General features: G+C 45.8%; 5 protein-coding genes. 3 read left to right on the forward strand and 2 right to left on the reverse strand.

Annotation, left to right across the window (positions count from 1 at the left end):
• Positions 1-857: 857 nt before the first annotated feature.
• Positions 858-1,184 (reverse strand): antibiotic biosynthesis monooxygenase family protein, encoded by a 327-nt coding sequence (locus RCO25_RS34185; protein ID WP_309000503.1) that lies wholly within the window; start codon positions 1,182-1,184, stop codon positions 858-860.
• 131 nt (positions 1,185-1,315) lie between these two features.
• A complete protein-coding gene (locus RCO25_RS34190) occupies positions 1,316-2,470 on the reverse strand; it encodes an AI-2E family transporter (protein ID WP_309000504.1) in 1,155 nt (384 codons plus the stop codon).
• Between the two features lie 167 nt (positions 2,471-2,637).
• On the opposite strand from RCO25_RS34190, the gene RCO25_RS34195 reads away from it, so the two are divergent.
• The 3 genes from RCO25_RS34195 to RCO25_RS34205 all read left to right on the forward strand — a co-directional run bounded on the left by RCO25_RS34195 (position 2,638) and on the right by RCO25_RS34205 (position 5,660).
• Positions 2,638-4,029 carry a polysaccharide deacetylase family protein gene (locus RCO25_RS34195; RefSeq protein WP_309000505.1) on the forward strand — a complete coding sequence of 464 codons (1,392 nt, stop codon included), beginning with the start codon at positions 2,638-2,640 and terminating at the stop codon, positions 4,027-4,029.
• A 204-nt stretch (positions 4,030-4,233) separates the two neighbouring features.
• Entirely contained in the window at positions 4,234-4,812 is a 579-nt protein-coding gene (locus RCO25_RS34200; RefSeq protein ID WP_309000506.1) for an RNA polymerase sigma factor, read from the forward strand.
• Complete coding sequence (locus RCO25_RS34205) at positions 4,809-5,660, forward strand: anti-sigma factor (protein WP_309000507.1); 852 nt, start codon at positions 4,809-4,811, stop codon at positions 5,658-5,660. The genes RCO25_RS34200 and RCO25_RS34205 overlap by 4 nt, the downstream gene beginning before the upstream one ends.
• The last annotated feature ends 174 nt before the right edge of the window (positions 5,661-5,834 follow it).

Consider the following 5,834-nt stretch of genomic DNA (forward strand, 5'->3'; position numbering starts at 1 on the left):
TCTTTTGCCGAATTCGATCGGTTATTTAGTATGAACCACTTGCAGCCAGAATGGATCGTCTATTTGACGAGCGTCTTAAACTTTCCCTAAAACCAAAAACTGGTTAATCAACAGGCCTGTACTTTGTACAATGTATCCCTTACATGACCTACCCTCCCTTAATCTACACTGCACTTTCTGCAATAGAAAACTCCATCTGGAACGCTCCAGAAGCAAATTGATTGAATTCTGCTGCACAAACTGCAGTGTACGACATCATAATCTCAAAATGATCTCATTCTATTGCAGAACTACACTGTAAGCCGCCTGAGATTAACATGCCAGTTTACATGAGCAACGACGATGTGATTTCCCTCGTTAAACTTACAAATTCATATAGCTAACAAGTACAGTGACCAGTTACTCTCAAGCGATAACCCCTAGATCACAGCTGCAAACGGAGGAAGTAACCTTCCTCTCATTTACGGTGGCAGTTGGTTAGTTGACTATTGTGAAGCTGTTGATTTGTATAATGCGAAATGAGGACTACAAGTAAAGCCCATACCCCAGCATAGGCTAGCACATTCCAGATATATTACTCTTCCAGCAGCAGTATGGTCATCGCTTAATCAGACCCGTTTTCATTCACTGCGGTTGTTGGTATTTTGATACGGAGTGATAGAAACAGGAAAAAGCCCTTGCTCCGAGTAAGGAGTGTGCATTCCTTTTGTAGATCCCACTTTTCCAACGGCTAGAATAATAAGCTTAATCAGACTCCGTATCTCCAACAATAATGGACCTCATTTGTTCAATAGAGTGATGCCCCCGAATTAGCAGTCAAACATTTTCTGTCTTAGGGCAAACGCACACTGACTCAGCTACATCTCGAAAAAATAATCCCTCTCCACTTTACAGACTCTCAGAGCGAAGCTTTGATACCATTCGCTTTTCCCTCGCTGCTGCGCAACTTGATGTGCTGCGTTCTCCTTCCACTCTTGGATGGCATTTAAAGAATCCCAATAGGATACGGTAATGCCTAAGCCGGCATCGCGCGCAGATTCTATTCCTAAATAACCTTTTTGCTGCGAAGCAAGCTCCACCATTTTGTCCGCCATGTTCCCGTAACCCTTGTCGCCGTCTGTTCGCTGCGAAGCGAAAATAACCGCATAATAAGGCGGAGCAGGCGTTTTAGCAATTCCGTTCATAAGTCATTCCTCCAATAGGCAATAATTGAATAAAAAGATCTGTTATGAAGCCAAATGAAATAAAAATGAAGCCAAGCCGTTAGCAGCAACGAAACGCTGGCAAGGCTTGACTTCAACGTTAATGGAGCAGATTAGTCTTTTTTCGTATGATCTTCCGGCTTCACTATTGTTTCCTTGTTAGGCTCGGTTGGCGCCACATCGTATTCTCCTGCCGGCGTACGAATCCAGCGGTGGAAGTAGCCTTGATCGTACAAAGATTTAATTAAAATCATCAGGATCGGGGCTAGGATAACGCCAGCTACCCCAAACAAGGATAACGAAACAATCATGAATGCGGTCATGGTAAAGGCGGATACGCCAAGGGAATCGCCGGTAATTTTAGGTTCGAGAATTTGACGCGTGAGAACGACGACCAGAAAGAGGGCCGAAAGCCAAATGGCCAGCGTTATTTTGCCTACGATGATTAAGTAAATAATCCAAGGAATAAAAATTGTACCTACACCGAGCAGCGGCAAGATATCGAATATTGCGGATACGACCGCGATGACGAACGCATTATCCACGCCGAGCAGCAGCAGAGCAATCAAGATGACGATAAAGGTAATGCCGATCATTTTTGCCTGCGCTTTAAGGTAGAGCGCGATGCCTTTCAACACGTTATCGCGAAGGAAAAAAAATGCAGATTTAAACGTATTTGGTGTCTTATTCTCAGCCGTTTTCTTCCAAGTCGTAATTTCAATGCTTAAGAAATAAGCTAATATAATCCCGATCACGAAGTTGAAGATAAAGGTCGAGAAGGAAGAGACGTAGCTGATCATATTGAGCATCACGGTTTTACCGAAATTGGCAAGCGTGGCAGATGCGCCTTCAATTAAGTCCTTGGAGCGCTGGACCAGATCGAGGTCAGCCGGAGCTGATGAGAACCTCTGCTGGATCTCCTCGGTAATATTCGCGATTTGGGCAGCGAGTATTTTTTGGTATTTTGGAAAATTTTCAACTAACTCCGTGCCTTGTTTCGTGACCAGATAAGCTGCCCCGGAGAAAGCGGCAAGGATAATAAGCGTAAAGAGGAGGACCGAAATGCCCGATGCGATCGATTTTTTCATGCCCAGCCTGTTCAGGCGCTTTGCCAGTGGTTCGATACATAAGAAAATGACAAAGGAAAAGAATATGGGCGTTGCGATTCGGTACAAATAACTGAATGAATACATAATTAAATAGACAGTAAGAGCAATCAGGGCGATGTCAAATGCGGTTCGCCAGTACTTTTTGTAAAAGGGCAGCATACGAGAACTCCTTCTTTTTTCCATAATCATATTTCCATAAAGATTGTACTATAGTTTTTAAAAAAGCGCCTATTTTTTATTGCATTATGCTACAATTAAAGCTACTGTTGTTGTTTTGTACCGCTATTCATTCGTCGACTAAATCATATAACGGTGGGGAAAACAAAATGGAAAATTTGCTGTTATGGGGATTATACGTTGCTTCCTTCTATGCGTTTCTTCCAGGTCTAATTAGCCGTACATTTGGCTTTCGTGTTTTTAAGAAGGGCCGTGTAGAAAAAGAGATATCCTTGACGTTTGATGACGGGCCGGATGAGATTTATACGCCTGAGCTTCTTGATCTGCTTGCACGCTACAATGCGAAGGCGACCTTCTTTGTCGTGGGCTCGCATGCTGAGGGACAGGAGAAGCTGCTGCGGCGAATGAAGGATGAAGGCCACAATATCGGCGTTCATAATTATGTGCATAAATCAAACTGGCTTATGCGCCCTCGGACGGTTAAACGCCAAATCGAGCGTACCCTTGATATTATAGAGCAGGCAACGGGGGCGCGTTCGGCTTATTATCGGCCGCCATGGGGGATCGTAAACGTATTTGATTATGCGAAGCTAGGACATTTACAAATTATTTTATGGTCGGCTATGTTCGGTGATTGGCGAATTCGGCTTGGTGCGGAGCGGTTGAAGAAGCGGATGCTGGAGAAGCTTAAACCAGGTGAAGTATTGCTGCTGCATGATTGCGGCATGACGTTTGGAGCCGATAAGCACGCGCCTCGGAATATGCTTATTGCTTTGGAGGCTTATTTGGAAGAAGGCGTCAAGCAGGGCTACCGATTTATAAATATCCAGGAAATGATGAAGCTGACTGAAGCTGCGAAGTCGATGCACATCTCGATTTGGAAAAAGTCTTTGATTTCACTATGGCTCATGTGGGAGAAGCTGTTCCACGTTGTCTTCCGTCTAAAAACGGTCGGCAATGTTGAAGATGCAGCGTTCCATTACCGGGTGATCCGATATACCGGCCAAGAAGTTGAATTTGCGGACGGCGGGCGTGTGGCCAAGGGAGACAGAGTCGCAGAGCTGCATTTTGATAACAAAAAGTTGTCAACCATCGCGGCGACCTCCAAATCGCCTGTTGCGACAGGCATCCGAATGCTTCGCGAGGTTGAGCAGGCACTTCCGCTGCTTGCTAATCAGCTTGCTGCTGATTTTGAGGCTAACGATATCAAAGCCGTGTATGGGGTCACGATGATCCATCGCGGTGCAGATCGTCTGGGCTTTGAAATTTTCCAGCTGCCTGAGGGCTTGTTCGCCAAGTCGACTCGTGTCTACCTGCGCATATTGATAAAGGTGCTCACGAATACGCATAAGCCGGCCAAGGACAAAAAGAAAAGAGACCTGATTTCACCGCGCATGCTGCTGATGCCTGTTGCAACCATTAGACGTTATGCGACGAATCAGTTGAACATGATGCAAGATATGACCGATGTTGTAGAACGAACATTAAGCGCGGCAGCCGACGAAGCTGCGCAACTAGGTACGAAAACAACAGCAATATAACGTGAATGAGGGTAGAATTCCCTCACTATTAACAGCTGCTCAGGGAATGTTCCTTGAGCAGCTGTTTTTTATGTAGAAATTTTCACTAATAAATGTGTTTATATAACTCCGCGAAATATTTCATTATTTATCATGAATAGGTTTTACATTTGTCGTTTAAAAGTTATGATGATGACAGTATGTTTGCAAGGAGGGGAACCCTACATGGGGGAGTCAGCATCAGATGAGCTGCTCATCCAGAAAATTGCGGAGCGCGATTCGGCTGCTTTAGAGCAGCTCTATGACCGTTATGAGCGTCAGGTGTATTCCTTTGTATTTCGGATCGTGAAAGACACGATGGCGGCCGAAGAGGTCGTTCAGGAATTGTTCATTCGGGTTTGGAATTCTGCGGGACGTCTGCGAACGGACGAATCGGCAGGGAAGATCAGCAGCTGGATGTTTACGATTGCTCGCAATTTATCTGTGGATTGGCTGAGAAAGCAAGGACGAAAACCCTCGGAAGTCCGTGAACAGGGTGCGCTTGAAAGAGAGGCAGCACCTCAGTCAACGGAGCAAGAGGTTGAACATAAGCTGCTTGGCGAGCAAATGAAAGAAGCGCTCGGTGAGCTGAACGAGGATCAGAAGCAGGTCGTTGAACTTATTTATTTTATGGGATATACGCAGCAAGAAGTCAGCCAGAATCACGATATACCGCTCGGAACGGTAAAGAGCAGGGTCAGGCTGGCACTGTCACAGCTGCGAAAGAAATTTGAATCAACATGGAAGGAGGGGGTAAAGCCGTGAATAATCAGCATAGTGTCAGCTGCGAAGATGTAGAAATGTATTTACTTGGCGGATTGGATGAAGAGGACAAACTCGCATTTGAAGCGCATTTGTTAGGATGCAAAGAGTGCCGGCTGAAGCTGGAGGAGCTTTCAGAGGTTGTAGGCATCATGCCGTTAACCGCCCAGCCGGTACAGCCCCTTTCAGGAATGAAGGCGCGAATACTTGCTGCGGTTGCTGAGGCTGATCAAGCGAAAGTAGAAGCAATGTCTAATACAGAAGCATCGTTACAGTCTCAACCCACCCCGGCGGTACCTGTAATTGATTCAGCTTCGGCTCAAATAACGGATAAAAAGAAAACCAAAAGCTGGACAACGCCGGCGTTTGCCGCTGCGGCAGCTGCGCTAATGATCGTTTCAGCAGCCTTATATCAAAAAGTTGATCATTTGAACAACGAGTCCGATAAGCTGGCCGTTCAGGTTCAGGAGCTGCAGCAGCAGCTGGCAGCAGCCGAGCAGCCGCCAAACGGTATCCAAGTCAATAGTGTAGTTGCATTGACACCGGCTATTCCAGATATTGTTGCGCAAGGATTAGCGACGATCGTCATTGATGCCAAAGGCATGCACTTAATTGTACAAGCGGAAAATCTGCCGAAGCTCACGAATGACGAAGCGTTCCAGGTTTGGCTCCTGAAGGAAGGCAAACCGGTGAATGCAGGCACATTCCTTACGAATGACGGTACGGGTGCGCTTTATTATACCTTTGCCCCGGATCAATATGATCAAATCGCAATTACGCATGAGCCGGATGCAAACGGCTCGCAGCCTCGCGGTGAGATTGTGCTTGCAGGAAAGCTAATCAGCGGTTAATTCTGATACTTCACAAATAAACAAACAAAAAAGGAATGCAGGCTGTTTCCAGCTTTAAACTGGCCCCTTAGTCAAGGACACTTTGAAAAAAAGAGTGTTAAGCTGCACTTAGTAGATGATTCCTGTACTGAACAGGAGTCATCTTTTTTAGTCCCCACTGATATCGGTGATGGT

The organism is Paenibacillus sp. LHD-38, assembly GCF_031157315.1.
In the GTDB taxonomy this organism is placed as follows: domain Bacteria; phylum Bacillota; class Bacilli; order Paenibacillales; family Paenibacillaceae; genus Pristimantibacillus.